The 14,324-nt window shown below is 38.9% G+C and carries 12 protein-coding genes; 8 read left to right on the top strand and 4 right to left on the bottom strand.

Features of this window, described 5'->3' with window-relative positions; genetic code table 11:
• Nucleotides 1-11: 11 nt before the first annotated feature.
• From hutI to LDX58_RS06515, 3 genes are all read left to right on the top strand, one after another.
• Nucleotides 12-1,295 carry an imidazolonepropionase gene (gene hutI / locus LDX58_RS06505; protein ID WP_227936043.1) on the top strand — a complete coding sequence of 428 codons (1,284 nt, stop codon included), beginning with the start codon at nucleotides 12-14 and terminating at the stop codon, nucleotides 1,293-1,295.
• Nucleotides 1,267-2,217 (top strand): formimidoylglutamase, encoded by a 951-nt coding sequence (gene hutG, locus LDX58_RS06510; protein ID WP_227936044.1) that lies wholly within the window; start codon nucleotides 1,267-1,269, stop codon nucleotides 2,215-2,217. Before hutI ends, hutG begins: the two co-directional genes overlap by 29 nt.
• Before the next feature lie 158 nt (nucleotides 2,218-2,375).
• Nucleotides 2,376-2,516 carry a hypothetical protein gene (locus LDX58_RS06515; RefSeq protein ID WP_227936045.1) on the top strand — a complete coding sequence of 47 codons (141 nt, stop codon included), beginning with the start codon at nucleotides 2,376-2,378 and terminating at the stop codon, nucleotides 2,514-2,516.
• Nucleotides 2,517-2,824: 308 nt separating this feature from the next.
• Here the strand turns inward: LDX58_RS06515 and LDX58_RS06520 are convergent, their stop codons facing one another.
• From LDX58_RS06520 to LDX58_RS06535, 4 genes are all read right to left on the bottom strand, one after another.
• The gene (locus tag LDX58_RS06520) at nucleotides 2,825-4,816 is read right to left on the bottom strand and encodes a hypothetical protein (RefSeq protein ID WP_227936046.1); all 1,992 of its coding nucleotides are present in this window, start codon (nucleotides 4,814-4,816) and stop codon (nucleotides 2,825-2,827) included.
• Nucleotides 4,817-4,860: 44 nt separating this feature from the next.
• The gene (locus LDX58_RS06525) at nucleotides 4,861-6,204 is read right to left on the bottom strand and encodes an ATP-grasp domain-containing protein (RefSeq protein ID WP_227936047.1); all 1,344 of its coding nucleotides are present in this window, start codon (nucleotides 6,202-6,204) and stop codon (nucleotides 4,861-4,863) included.
• 629 nt (nucleotides 6,205-6,833) lie between these two features.
• Nucleotides 6,834-7,682, bottom strand: a complete 849-nt coding sequence (gene ablB, locus LDX58_RS06530) for a putative beta-lysine N-acetyltransferase (protein WP_227936048.1) — start codon at nucleotides 7,680-7,682, stop codon at nucleotides 6,834-6,836.
• A gap of 499 nt (nucleotides 7,683-8,181) precedes the next feature.
• Nucleotides 8,182-8,499 carry a hypothetical protein gene (locus LDX58_RS06535; RefSeq protein ID WP_227936049.1) on the bottom strand — a complete coding sequence of 106 codons (318 nt, stop codon included), beginning with the start codon at nucleotides 8,497-8,499 and terminating at the stop codon, nucleotides 8,182-8,184.
• Nucleotides 8,500-8,801: 302 nt separating this feature from the next.
• Between LDX58_RS06535 and selB the strand changes: the two genes are divergently transcribed.
• The 5 genes from selB (at nucleotide 8,802) to phnC (ending at nucleotide 14,279) form a co-directional block, all read left to right on the top strand.
• On the top strand, nucleotides 8,802-10,709 hold the full coding sequence (selB, locus tag LDX58_RS06540; protein ID WP_227936050.1) for a selenocysteine-specific translation elongation factor: 1,908 nt from the start codon (nucleotides 8,802-8,804) through the stop codon (nucleotides 10,707-10,709).
• The gene (locus tag LDX58_RS06545) at nucleotides 10,687-11,745 is read left to right on the top strand and encodes a glycosyltransferase (protein WP_227936051.1); all 1,059 of its coding nucleotides are present in this window, start codon (nucleotides 10,687-10,689) and stop codon (nucleotides 11,743-11,745) included. Before selB ends, LDX58_RS06545 begins: the two co-directional genes overlap by 23 nt.
• A 71-nt stretch (nucleotides 11,746-11,816) precedes the next feature.
• The gene (gene phnD / locus LDX58_RS06550) at nucleotides 11,817-12,755 is read left to right on the top strand and encodes a phosphate/phosphite/phosphonate ABC transporter substrate-binding protein (protein WP_227936052.1); all 939 of its coding nucleotides are present in this window, start codon (nucleotides 11,817-11,819) and stop codon (nucleotides 12,753-12,755) included.
• Nucleotides 12,756-12,768: 13 nt separating this feature from the next.
• Nucleotides 12,769-13,530: a phosphonate ABC transporter, permease protein PhnE gene (gene phnE / locus LDX58_RS06555; protein ID WP_227936053.1), complete on the top strand. Its 762-nt coding sequence runs from the start codon at nucleotides 12,769-12,771 to the stop codon at nucleotides 13,528-13,530.
• Nucleotides 13,531-13,544: 14 nt separating this feature from the next.
• Nucleotides 13,545-14,279, top strand: a complete 735-nt coding sequence (phnC, locus tag LDX58_RS06560; RefSeq protein ID WP_227936054.1) for a phosphonate ABC transporter ATP-binding protein — start codon at nucleotides 13,545-13,547, stop codon at nucleotides 14,277-14,279.
• The last annotated feature ends 45 nt before the right edge of the window (nucleotides 14,280-14,324 follow it).

The following is a 14,324-nucleotide window of genomic DNA, read 5'->3' on the forward strand; positions in this document are numbered from 1 at the left end:
GGAGGAATGGGATGACTCAACATGTTGATTTACTTTTAACAAATATTGGTCAGTTACTCACGATGGAATCAACAGGTCCAAGAGCTGGAAAAGACATGCAACGGTTAACGGTGATTGAAAATGCTGTCGTAGCTATAGTGAATGGGGAAATTACCTTTGTTGGTACGGTAGAATCGGCGCAAGGGTTTAAGGCAGAGACGATCATCAACTGTCAAGGAAAGCTCGTTACACCGGGTTTAGTTGATCCGCATACACACGCTGTCTTTAGTGGATCACGCGAACATGAAATGGCGTTAAAGCAGCAAGGTGTTCCCTATCTTGAGATATTAAAGCAAGGTGGCGGAATTCTTTCGACCGTTGAAAAAACACGTAAGGCAACGGAGGACCAACTGTATGAAAAAGCTCGTTTTCACCTTGACCGCATGCTTTCTTATGGCGTGACAACAGCAGAGGTGAAAAGTGGATATGGTCTAGAACCTGAAACAGAATTAAAGCAATTAAAAGTGGCAAAGCGACTTCAAGAAAATCATCCGATCGACCTTGTTTCCACATTTTTAGGAGCTCACGCAATTCCGCAAAAGTACACAAACAACCCAGAAGCCTTCTTAAAAGAAATGCTATCCATACTTAATCAGATAAAACAAGAAGAATTAGCGGAGTTTGTTGATATTTTTACGGAAACAGGCGTTTTCACAGTCGAACAATCACGAGCCTATTTAGCGGAGGCGAAAGCGAAAGGATTCGGGCTTAAAATTCACGCGGATGAAATTGATCCATTAGGAGGAACGGAGCTCGCCGCTGATTTAAGGGCCATATCTGCTGATCATTTGGTCGGAGCGTCAGATAAAGGAATTGAAAAGTTAGCTGAATCAGGTACGATAGCCGTCTTGCTTCCAGGTACGACTTTTTACCTCGGAAAAGAAATATTTGCAAGGGCCCGTAAGATGATCGAAGAAGGAGTAGCTGTTGCTTTAGCAACGGATTTTAACCCGGGCAGCTGTCCGACTGAAAACATTCAGCTGATCATGACATTTGCCGCTTTGAAGTTAAAGATGACTCCAGAAGAGATTTGGATTGCCATGACAGTCAATGCTGCTCATGCGATTGGTCGAGGTGATTCAGCAGGACAGCTAGTCGTTGGGCGCACAGCTGATGTCGTGATTTGGGACGCGCCGAATTATCTATACCTTCCATACCATTATGGTGTCAATCACGTAAATACGGTCATTAAAAGCGGCCAGGTTGTGTCAAAGAGGAGGGACGTCATTGATTCTACCTCATCTTCAAAAAGCTAATGCCTCGTTCCAAGATCGTGATGTAACAAAAGTCTCAGATCTTATTCAAGAATGGAAAGGGGGAACAATAAGCGGATTCGGGTTAATTGGTGCCCCTCTTTCGAAATCATCCATCAGTCATTCAGGAGCTTGTTTTGCACCAGGAACGATCCGCAAAGCGTTGTCAGCATTTTCTACCTATTCGATTGAAGAGAATGTTGATTTAGCCAGTTGCATCATTGATGATTTAGGTGATATTACGATGCATGTAACGGATATCGTGCAGTCACAAAATCGCGTGTATGAGACGATATTCTGTGCATTAAAAGAAAATCCAGCTTGGCTGCCGATTGTCCTGGGAGGGGATAATTCGATTACGTATCCGAGTATCAAAGGGTTTTCAGAAGCAAAGGGAAAAGTGGGCGTCGTACAATTTGACGCCCATCATGATGTCCGGAATTTAGAAGATGGTGGACCTAGTAACGGGACTCCTTTTCGCAGCTTAATTGAAACCGGAACGATTAGGGGCACTCATTTAATACAAATAGGAATTCGAGATTTTTCCAATAGTAAACCATATCATGATTATGTAAACAACAAAGGTGTCACGGTTTATACAATGAAAGATGTGCGACAGAAAAGGATGGGAAACATCATCAAGGAGTCACTCGAGAAATTTAAGGGAAAGGTCGATTCTATCTATGTGTCAGTTGATATCGATGTGATTGATCAAGCGCAAGCTCCGGGCTGTCCAGCCATTGGACCAGGGGGAATGGATGCGATAGATCTGTTTGAGTCCATTTCGTATTTAGGTGAACAAACAATCGTAGAAGGACTAGAGATTGTTGAAGTCGACCCAACAGTTGACTTTCGCGATATGACAAGTCGCGTGGCTGCGCATGTAATATTGAATTTTATGAAAGGAAAACTAAAAGCGGAATAAAAGCTTGGTTAAGCCTGTACTTATGACCTACTCAATCTATCAAGTGAAGAGAGGGGTTCTATTCAAAGAAGAAGGACGAAATTTCCTCATGATCTTTGCTTGAAGCCGATTTAAAATTCAGCTGAGAGGGAAACTAAAGAGGAAAGGAGGTCTTGTCTATGACCAATATTATCGATGGAATGGACGCTGCAAGATTTCAATCAGCCAATCACCCAGGAAACAAACAACGGGAGAAAAAGCTAAAAGAAGAAGAAAAGAAAATGCCTACAGTGTTACGAAATTTGAAAAATGGTTCATAAACTTAAGGTATCGATTAAAAGGTTTTAATTGACAAAAGAGGTTGTTCATAAAGGTGAAACCGAACCTTTTGAACAACCTCTTTTTATCGTAGAAATACTCACCTAAAGAGCATACAATATATAGGTGAGCATTAAACAGTCTGACGAAAGTAGGAGAGTTACTTACTTTGTTTCCAATGTAAAATTCAATTCCCAAAGGCTTTAAAAGAAACGAAGAGCTATATTGATAAATTTCATGAATTTGATACTTCTAATTTAGAGGAAACACATTTAAGCCTTTTTCAATCGGTAATTATGTTCATGTGCTATTAAACAGCTATATTATTATCAACCCACGTATAATTCTTTCCCCAGCTTTCTTTTGCGAGAGCTTCGGTTTTGTTAACCTTTTCGTTGTCGACGGCAAACGCATCTCCTTGTTCATATGGGTTATAATGAAAAGCATATAAACGAGAAACAAACTCATGAAACGGTAAGGACGATTCTCCAGGCTTCTCTCCATGTCCAGATACTGTCGGTTCAACCCCTTGTCCCCAAACTTGAGAACTATCATTATTAGGGTTGTAAAAATAAATTCTATATTTGCCATTAGAATCACGATCAATTCTTTGGATGGATACAGCATGAAGACCTAACAATTCCCCGAAAGAATTAGTGATAAATATCCCAACTGGATTTGGATAAATCAGCTCATGTCCATTATTGTAATCTGGGTGATGAGTTGAATAAAAAAGTCGTACAAACCCGCGGTAATCAACAACACTGGCTGTTAATGCATCGATAGTGGAACTAAATCCTTTTGAAACCCAACTTCCGTAAAAAGTAGGATTAACCCATTTGTGAACGTCTTCACCTCGCAGCTCTGACAGGCGAACGAGCTCACCATAAATACGGTCAAGGTGAGGAACTAAAATTAATGAAACAGGATCTAGCTCTTCATGAAGTTCGTCCACTAATCCACCACTTAGATTTTTAGAATGAATAGTTATCCCTTCAAACATAATGTCAATGTCTCCATCTCTTGCAGCTCTTGGAATCAGTTCTAGCAAATAGCCTGGGGCGTGAAGTGACCAAAGACTGATTCCACGAGCCGTTTGGCAAGTTGGGTTCATCCCTTGACCTACACCTAAAGGCTGTCCTAACACACTAATAACACCAGCTACCATAATGTCGTTTGCTGTTACACCTTCATCACCATTTATTGAATTCAACAGTACTTTTCGAACAGCAGGCTGCAAATCAAGTTCAATTAGCCTGCGAAGTCCTGGAATAACAGGATTAGACGATAACACTCCCCGTTCTAACATACAAGCCAATCCAAATAATGATTGTCGCATCGGTGGATGTATCGCTACCTTAATAAGGTCACTGATAGTAGAGAAATGTTCCTCTAGGTTGGCCACGCCCTTTTTGTTTAATCCAAGAGCTACTGGTAAAAGCTTAGGTTTATTTATGTTTAAATAGCGGACTAAAATGACATGGCAGTGTGAAACAAGTCCTGTACTTCTCATTGATTTAGCAAAAACTTTTGCTTCATCCTCTAATTCTTTATCACTAGCTTCTTTTAACTGTTTACGATAGTCACATGGATTTACATATTTCTTACTTTTCTTTGTAGGTCCTGAAATCGCATCGACATAACGTTTTATCGCTTTTTTGTCTTGTTCGTTAATCGTATCATTCAACAATTGTTTAGCGTCTTTAATCATTGAAACAATGCGATTCACCATAATCGGTTGTTGAGCAACAAGTTCATCGATTTCTTTTATTATCGTGCCAGATATTGAAGCTAATGAAAGTTCATCAGCTAAAAACCGAAATAACTTTTCTGCACGGTTTTTCTCTTTTATTTTTCCTTCAATTCGAGCTGCTTCCGTTTCTTCAGGAAATAAGATATCTACATTAAGCGCCATGACTGAATTTAAAAACTTGTTTGCCTCTTCCTTCGAGACGGATTTATGCTTGTATTTTCCTTTAGCAATGGCTACCATACGCACTTGACTTAATATATCTACGATAGATGTCATGCCGCTTGCCATTAAAGATCCTTTAACTAAACGTGGCTCTAATTTTGAAGGCTCAGCCCAAGGACCGCCTTCAAAAACTCCAGCCTGATCAAACCGCTCTACAAATTCATAAAGCTGTTTCATCCCTCCTTTTTCATCCATCAGTCTTGCAGCAGCTTGAAATAGGTCTGCTTGGTACATGCTTTTGGCGTACGGTAACGCCCCTTCTAATGTTTGCAGGGCTTGCTCAAAAGCCTCTTTTTTTGATACATTCGCTTCCGCTTCAACAATCAAACCTTCCACTCCTTTCAAAATTTCAAAGTACACTTCACAACCTATTAAATATAAAAGTCATGATCAACATAGCTCATTAATTGCTCTTTAACGAGTTCGCTATTAGCGTGATGAAAGAAAACAGTCCCGTAATGATTTCCGTATCCTTCTTGATCTTGAACTTTGCTTGCTGCCGGTTTAAACAATGTATGTTTATCAAAGCTAGGATGGTCTTCGAGATCTTCCGGAATATTAACGCCTTGAACATAATTAACTTTTGGATACACTAAAAAGCTACCAGCATGTCCATTTGCTTTTTCCTCATCAGGGAAAATCCCTTCCATCTCTTCTTTTGTTGTATTAGGATCACAACAAAGAATGTGAGCTTCATAGGGATTAAAATTATATGTCTTTTTCATTAAATCAAAGATGTGGCCTCCAGGAATTCGGTATGCTACTTCTCCAAAATATAACGTCTCATCTTCAGAAATAAAAAACTCTGGATGAATAACACCATGATCAATATCGAAAGCATCAACGACCTTTTGTACTTCTTCACGAATGGCAGGACGCAGCTTTTCTATTTCGGGAGAAGGGGGGACCATCATCGAATATCCAAAGACAACATACTCTGTAATATTCAAAAATTGAACTTTTCCTCTTTGAATAAAAGCTTCACACGATACCTCAATCCCTTCTAAGTGACTTTCCATTAAGCAAGGGAAATTGCTATCTGTAAGCTTCTGTTCTATATCGTTCTCAGACCGAATGATACGATGTCCAGCAGCCCCTGCTTTATTAAACGCTTTAATATGGATTGGATCTGGATCGTTATCGTGACGTCGTAGCAACGAATGATTGACACGGTTAAAAAATTTACGTACATCCTCAATCGTTTCTCCTTCCTCAAAAATACCGACGCGGAGCCCGCCTATATGTGCTCTTCTTTTCATCATCGCTTTATCTCGAAAAAGAATAGAATGATCAAATAAGCGAGGATCATTTCGAAAATGAGAGTTAAGCGCCCCTGCCCATTCTACCGATTCTTCGAAAATCGGAATGGCGTGGTCTACTTCCAGTTCTTTTAACTTTTCAGATAATTCATTTGAACGTTCATAAACTTGCTCATAGTTTAGTTTGTTATCAAAGTTCCAAGCCAAAAAAGGAATATCATGCTGCTTTGCATAATCCTCGAAATCAGGAAGACTGACAACAATATACGGACGACCTAGTTTGTCCAATGCTTCAATAGATGGAATACTCCATCCAATTAAGGCGATCTTCTTTCCTTCTTGTGGCTGTTTGTACTCTAACTTAAGAGGTCCTGTTTTTTTTTGTTGTATTGCATTTCGATCTTTTTGATTATTGATTTTAAATGAAGTGTCTTGAAATGTTGCTCCAAATGGCATACTAATTCTTCCCTTCCCATAACATTTTTTAGTAATGTGAAATTAGTTAGAATATGGTTTTTTTAATAAAACAATAAACCACTAATAATTATAAAAAAGAGAAAAACAAGAGAAGTTCCCTTGTTTTAAAAAAGATTACTGTCCTTTTGTAATACTCTGGCTTTTTCGTTTTTTTGCCTTTGTGAGCTATCTTGAAGCCTTCGACGGAAGACTTATTGATTGTCGGAAGCTCCCAGCATCTTGCTGCTGATGTCCAAAGGGCCGTAATTCCCCAAATTGAGTGTCTCGTTTTCAATTTAAACATGTATCCTTATCTAGACCTGGAAAAAATAAGATGCAACAATTTCCTCTTACGTTTCATCCATTTTTCAATATAAGTTTTCCCGTTCATTAAACCTCCTCCTATAACAAATCTACATATAAAATCTTTCCTTATTGCTCCTTTTTTATTCAAGCAAACCTGAAACAATGTTTACCCTACCTCTTTAACTCAAGAAATAAATTTTAAAGTTCAATATAAGGTCGTTTTTTACCTTGTTGAACAATCTTAAAATAAAAAAAATCTCTAATCAGTCGCTCTTTTTAAAGAACACATTTGATTAAAGATTTTCTACTATATTTTTTAGATTTTATAGTTTTCTATACCATATATTCATATTCTCCATGCTTCCGGCAATATTACTATTTCGTATCATTCGTCCACCATATTGGAAGTCATGCTTGATATTAACCAAATTCATCCCAATCGAGACAGATCGAGAATAAGAGAATAACGTGTTAATCCCCATCTCTTTAATTCTAGGGATTAAATGAGCTACTTGATAAGTTAACAATTGTTTGCTGCGATGCTCGGCATAGGTTACACAGTCTGACAGCTCTGCAGATTTAAATTCTGGTAACAAATCAGCTGAACAAGCACTAACAATTTCACTATCCTTTTCAACAATAAAAAAATAAACATCACTGCTCATCATGTCAATAATAAAGTTTGAATCATTCATTGGAGTAGGGTAAGATTTGAAGACGGTTTTGTATAACTTTGCCATTTGCGGTGCGTCCTCTTTTTTGGCCCATCTCATTTTATAATCTTTTGGCAGCTGATAATTAGAGTTTCCTTTATTCCTTTTTTTAATAAGATCTAGAACCGTCATTTCAGCTTCCGATAGGTGAATCTGATGTCTTTCTGGATTTAAAAATAGTGCGTAAATAAAAGCATCCTCATCGTTAAAAAAGGATTCAATTTTCCCTTCTAAGCATGTCATATGTTTTTTTATGACATGCTTTTCAGCTTCTTTCACATAAAAAATAAGTTTATCACATTTTCTTTGCTTTCCTAGCCTTTTCAATTTAGAAATAAATTGATCAATCATAGTGAGGTTTGGAAGCTTATAAATTTTCATTCGTTTACTAACAGGCTCAATAAGAATGGGCTTTCCATAGACCTTAACCTCACACGATGAATTCTTTACAATTTGCATATGTTTTTCAACTCACTCTCCTTTACCGACTGCCTAACACAATACTTATTAATAACCGTTGTTAATTATGCCTGGACTAAATTGTATTGTTCCCAAACATCTGAGTAATTCGAGTAATTAACTATACCTAATGAAACAACTGCTTCAGCCTTTCAGAACCAATCGTACCCACAGATGCTCCAAGTCAGACCCTTGACCACTATATCTATACACACATGTATCCAAAGATAAGAAGGAGTTGTATCAACCTTTTGGTAGATTTTTTTAACTGAAGAGTAGGTTAATTAAATAAATTATTTTATTGACCATGGATTTAACCCCTAAAGTTGCGCATGCCTAGTGCAAAAAACCCTCAACACTAATAGTGTCAAGGGTTCTAAAATCTTAATAGTTCTTTAGGTATTGGTCACGCTCCCAAGGGTGAATTGTGTGCGGAACAGGTATTAACCTAGTTAACGATTTCTATCCTTTAAGTAAAGCCTGTTAAATAGCGGTGTTATTATTTTCCGATTTTTCCTTTTGGCTCTGTTAAATCTAAGTTAATATAATCAACTTCTGTATGCGCATGATCTCTTTTTGGTGCTAGGGCTTTAGATATAAAGGTAAGAGTGCGGTCGGTATCTTCAAGAACTTCTTCAGAGAATACTTCATTTGTGTTAGGGTCAAATACAACCACTTTGAAAGTTTCATCCTCATTGTAATAAAGTTTCACAGCATCCCCAAATTCTTCAGGTGGACGTTCTTGAACAAAAACCTCAAATTCAACTTTTCCTTTTTGTACATGTTCAATCTTCTCTAATATCTCTTGCTTATCCATAATCATGCTCCTTTTTAATTCTTATTGTACATCGTTGCCTTTTTTTTAGTCAAAAGAGGGAGAAGAACTGCTAGTGAAAATCAGTAACTAACCTTAGGGCTTGTAGTAATAAGAACGGAGCAGAAAAATTTTACGTACGCACACTGAGAATTTTTGTAGGTGGTAATGGAAAATGGCATCCGAATAGATGCCATTTTTTAACGTTATATAGGAAATGATGTCCTTTTCTTTGTTTAAGAATAGCGTATATAGTATGATAATATAACGTGAATAAATGGTTGTGGAGAAGGGGAAAACGTGTGATGAATCATTATACAGTTGGGATGGCAGGTCATATTGATCATGGCAAAACAACATTAACTAAAGCTTTAACTAATATTGATACGGATCGTTTAAAAGAAGAGAAGGAACGAAGTATTTCGATCGAACTAGGCTATGCACCGCTCGTGTTAAATGATGAGATGGAAGTATCGATCATTGATGTACCAGGTCATGAGCGTTTTATTCGACAAATGATTGCGGGAGTTGCGGGGATCGATTTAGTTATGCTCGTTGTTGCAGGTGATGAAGGGATGATGCCTCAAACGCGTGAGCATTTGGATATTCTTCGTTTGCTAGGTATTGAAAATGGAATCATAGTTGTGTCGAAAGTGGATCGGATTGATGAAGAAATGCGTGAGCTAGTTGAACTAGATATAAGAGATAGTGTCGAAGGAACTTTTCTTGAGGAAAGCCAACTCTTTTTTGTAGATAGTGTCAGTGGTGAAGGAATTCAGCAACTAAAAGATGGAATTGCACGAAATTTAGTGGGGCATTCCAGTCGAGATGCAAGCGGAGCTTTTCGATTACCGATCGATCAGGTCTTTACGGTTCATGGTCAAGGAACCGTTGTTCGTGGAACGGTCTATGAAGGCATGGTGAAAGAAGGCGATGTGCTCGAACTTTTACCACAACGTATTCCGGTGAGAGCGAGACAGCTTCAAGTCCATCATCAATCCCGAGAAACGGGACGAGCAGGGCAGCGTGTTGCTGTTAATGTCGGTGGTGTTTCTAAAGAAGAGATTAAACGTGGTGACGTTTTGGTTGCAAGTGGGCATTATGAAACGACGGAAACAATTGATGTTGCTCTTACAACTGTAGCTGACCTGCAATTTACTCTTAAGCAACGTGGAGCGATTAAATTACATATTGGTACAGCAGAGGTGTACGGGAAGATCGTCTTTTTTGATCGAAATGAATTAATAGAAGGAAACGAAGAACTTGTTTGTCAGATTCGGTTAGAAGAGTCTGTTGTCACAAGACGGGGAGATCGTTTTATTCTAAGGCGTCCCACCCCGACGGAAACAATTGGTGGCGGTAAGGTGATTGAAGCTCATGGTGGGAAATATCGGTTCGGTGAAGATACGATAAACTCGCTCAGAGAAAAGATGGAAGCAACCCCTGAGGAACGCTTGTATCAGCTTCTATTAGATAAAAAGCTGCTAGCGGTAAAAGATGTAAGTAAAGAGCTTAATATGTCTGACGATGACGTAAAGGAGCTGGTTTCTCAGCATGATTTGCTATTTAGATTGCCAACTGGAGAATTAACAAGTGAATCAGTTATAAGCACTTTGAAAGGGTCAATTAAAACAGAATTGGAGCGTTATCATAACGAGTCTCCTTTACGTGAGGGGATCAAAAAAGCAGAAATCATTCAAGGTTATGAAAAAACGTATCCGAAACGATTGGTAGACTGGACCTTAGCAGAAGGAACGAAAGCGGGTTATTTGGATATTCGCGGCCCGTTTGTTGCGCTTAAGGGACATACACCACACCCACCGGAGCATTGGGTAAAACGCGTTGGCCATGTCTTATCGAGTATCAAATTAGAAGGATTACAAGTCACAGCTGTTCAAGATCATTTAGCGGCTCAGCAAATCCCTCAAGGGCTGCATGAAGAGTTAATTTTTTATTTTCATCAGCAACAGCTTCTCTATCAACTTGATGATAAACTCTCGATTCATGCAGAACCGTTTAGAAAAGCGGTCGAAACGCTATACAAGCAAACAGATGCGTTATTTACGCTTCAAAGCGCAAAAGAAGTAACGGGTTTGTCCAGGAAATACTTAGTTCCGTTTGTGGAGAAGCTTGATAAGCTAGGTTTGACACTACGTCAAGAACAAGAACGGAAATGGAGAGTGGCTGAAGTTGAAAATTGGCTCTATAACTAATCCTAAAATCTTGTTTTTAACTCCTTACTTTGAACAGAAGCGCGGAAATGCGACAACAGCTAAGCGGATTGTAAAGGGATTAACACAGTGGAACGCGACTGTGCGTGTGTTTGCTTATGAGGAACAATCGTGGAACGAAGAGTGGGAAGTATATTTTCATGAAGCTGATATTTATCATGTCATTCATTTAAAACGATTTGCAGAGTGGTTTAAACAGTATCCTCAACTTGAATTAAGTAAACCCTATATATTAACTTCTGGTGGAACTGATGTGAATGAAGATTTGAAAAATCCAGATGCGGCTAGGCTGATGAATGCAGTAGCGGATCAGTCATGTGGGATAACGGTGTTTAGTGAGGACGGCAAAGAGAAAATTGTAAATGAGAATCCGTTACTATCTGATCGAATTTATGTCATTCCACAAAGTGTCGAGTTGCCCGTAGGACAAGCTGCGAGTGTGGAGTTAAGTGGAAATCCGTTACTACTTCTTCCTGCAGGACTCAGACCGGTTAAAGATGTGTTTTATTTATGGGAAGAGTTAAAAAAGATACGAGAAACATGGCCGGAACTATCCTTTAAGATTGTTGGACCTGTACTCGATGAAAAGGTGTATAAAGACGTAATAGAGCGTGAAAAAGAAAATGATTGGTTTGATTATATAGATGTCGTTCCAATTGATCAGATGAGATCTATATACGAGAAAGCGGATTTTGTTTTGAATACGTCTATTTCAGAAGGGCAATCTGCAGCAGTATTAGAGGCGATGTCGATTGGAAAGATTGTATTAGCTAGAAATAATTCCGGGAATGCGAGTGTGATTGAAGATCGTGTCACTGGCTTTTTATTTGAAACACCAGGTCAATTTCATCAGCAACTAGTGGAATTGCTCGAGGCAGAGGAGCTGCGCTCTGACACCAGTGAAAAAGCTAAGGTATACATTCAAAAATATCATTCCTTGGAAATAGAAATGGAACAACTTAAACAAGTATATTCTCATTGTTTGTCAAAAGTGAATTCAAACTACTCTCAAGACTAAATGCTTTACAATATGTTAGCTGGGTGGTAAATTTTACAATGCAATTCTATTTATAAAAAGGTGGAGAGAACATGAAAAAATGGATCGTTACATTAGGTCTTGCGCTTACGTTAAGTGCATGTGGTGCAGCGGATGAGCCTGATGAAGTTGTACAATCACCGACGATAGATGAGAACGAGGCAACAGAACAAGACGATAGCGAGTTTGTAGTGGCAGTTATCCCTTCGCAATCAATGGGAGAAATGCAAACAGGTCTTGATAATTTAGAAATACATTTGTCAGAGCGTCTTGGTCGCGATGTAGTAGTGGAACAATATCCGAATTACAACGCGGTTGTTGAAGCAATCAACTACAGTCATATTGACCTAGCTTTCTTGGGACCGTTAACGTATATTATTGCTCACGAACAAAGTGGAGCACAAGCTATTATTACCCAAGAAGTCGATGGAAGCCCGTACTATTATTCGAATATTATTACGCATGCTGATCGTGAATGGGAAAATCTTGACGATATGCTAGAAGAAAGAGCAGAAGTTGACTTCGCATTTGCGAGTATTTCTTCAACGTCAGGTCATTTAATTCCAGGTCTTCATTTACGTAAACTAGGCTTTTATGAAAGTGAGGATGATCATGCCTTTAATCAAATTCAATTTGCTGGTTCTCATGACATCGTGACGACGCTTGTTCAAGATCAAACAGTAGATGCAGGTGCTGTTGATAGTGCGATCTTAGAAGCGCTCATGCAAGAAGATGAAGCACATGGTGGGACTCTTCGTGATGATATTAAAGTACTGTGGCAGTCCGAGCAACTTTATCAGTATCCTTGGGTTGTTCCAGCTGATACGAGTGACGAATTAATTGAGCAACTTCAACAGGCATATGCCGAAATCGAGGACGAAGAAATTCTTCGTATTTTTGGTGGAGCAACTCGCTTTGTTGAGGCGGATGATAGTCAATATGCCGATGTGTTAGAAGCAGCCCGTGAATTTGATATGCTGACGTTAGAGTAGGGGCTTACTTAATATGGTTTGGTTTCGTAGGCGCTATATTGTTTATATCTTACTCATTCTAGTTGCACTCTGGTGGAGTATGGATATGACGGACTTTCAATGGAGAAAGCTTACGCAAATCGGAAATATTGTCGACATGGTGACCACTCGCTTTTTTCCAATTGAGTGGTCCCTTTTTCCGAGAATGGCGTATCACAGTTTAGTTACACTTGCTATGGCGTTTTTAGGAACGTTTCTTGCTATACTAGTCGCGTTGCCTCTTAGCTTCCTTGCAGCCAAAAATACAAGTGGAACGGTAGCGATGTATGGTTCTGTACGAGGGGGATTAAGTGCCCTTCGTTCAATTCCTGAAATTGTTTTTGGTTTAATTTTTGTTTCTGCTTTTGGACTTGGTCCATTTGCAGCTGTATTAGCCATTATTTTACACAACATTGGAGTGTTAGGGAAGCTTATTTCTGAGTTGATTGAAGCCGCTGACAATGGTCCGCAGGAAGCGATGCGTTCGGTTGGGGCAACAAAGTGGACTGGTCATCTATTTTCAATCTTGCCACAAATTTGGCCAAATGTTCTTTCACAATATTTCTATAGGTTTGAGGTTGCGATACGTACTTCACTTATTTTAGGTTTTATTGGTGGTGGAGGTATTGGTCAGCAGCTCTTTAATCATTTCCAAAGTTTTTATTATACCGCAGTTGCGCTAGATATTGTCCTGATTATGATCCTCGTAATTTTCGTTGATTTTGTCGGTGGACGAATACGCGCAAGGGTGATATGAAGGGGGGGAAAGACATGTTGATGACTGAAGGTTTAGTTGTGCGATATCCGAAATCAAAAGAAAATGCAATCGACCAGTTAAACCTAACGTTAGAAAAAGGTGAATTTGTCTGTGTGTTAGGAAAAAGTGGTGCGGGTAAATCAACGTTTATTCGCTCCATTAATCGTCTTCAACTCTCGACATCAGGTTTAATCAATTGGGAAGGAACGGATTTAACAAAATTATCTGAAGGGAAAATGAGGCACATTCGTTCAGAGATGGTGATGATTTTTCAGCATTTTAATTTGATCCCACGGATGACGGTTTTTCAAAATACATTAACTGGAGCATTTGGTAGGAGACCCTCTTATAAGAACTTACTCGGTATTTTCTCTGAAGAAGAAAAGCAAAGGGGATACTTGGCTCTTGAAGAAGTGGGCTTAGCAAAATATGCCGATAAACGAGTGGAAGCATTGAGTGGTGGACAAAAGCAACGTGTAGGCATTGCAAGAGCTTTGCTGCAAGATCCCAAACTATTACTAGGTGATGAGCCAGTTGCGAGCTTAGACCCATCCACTTCCAGAAGAATATTTCAACTGATGAAACGAATTCATGAAGAACGAGGATTGTTATCGATTATTAATGTTCATGATGTTGAATTGGCGAAAGAGTTTGCAACAAGAATCATTGCTTTTCGTGATGGGCGATTAATTTTTGATGGCAAACCAGAAGAAGTGGATGAGCGTATGTTTGCAAAGATATATCAATAAAAGGTGGAGCTAATTCAATCATGGATTAGCCTTTTTGTTGTATGT

The organism is Alkalihalobacillus deserti (assembly GCF_020734105.1).
GTDB lineage: Bacteria > Bacillota > Bacilli > Bacillales > Bacillaceae_D > Halalkalibacter > Halalkalibacter deserti.